This is a genomic window from Bacillus sp. SIMBA_008 (genome assembly GCF_046535495.1).
Classification (GTDB): domain Bacteria; phylum Bacillota; class Bacilli; order Bacillales; family Bacillaceae; genus Bacillus; species Bacillus subtilis.
Genome location: NZ_JAWRWL010001435.1, coordinates 1 through 229 on the forward strand (window position 1 = coordinate 1; position 229 = coordinate 229).

1 protein-coding gene is annotated in these 229 nt (G+C 40.6%); it reads right to left on the reverse strand.

Going from position 1 to position 229, the window contains the following annotated elements; genetic code table 11:
* Positions 1-61: 61 nt before the first annotated feature.
* Positions 62-229: DUF951 domain-containing protein (locus SB658_RS28230; protein WP_410603923.1), on the reverse strand; the 168-nt coding region annotated here is incomplete at its 5' end.

Consider the following 229-nt stretch of genomic DNA (forward strand, 5'->3'; position numbering starts at 1 on the left):
TGACAAGTTTCCTCCAAACGAAAAAAAGTAACAGCTACCCATTGCAACTGTTACTTTCTCTCTATTCTTCGTGCTTCACAAGTATTTTTTTCACCTTACGATCAAATTCTCTTCGAGGAATCATTACTGAATGGTCACATCCCTCGCACTTAATGCGGATATCCATTCCCATACGAATAATCTTCCAGCGATTCTCACCACATGGGTGGGCTTTCTTCATTTCCACAAC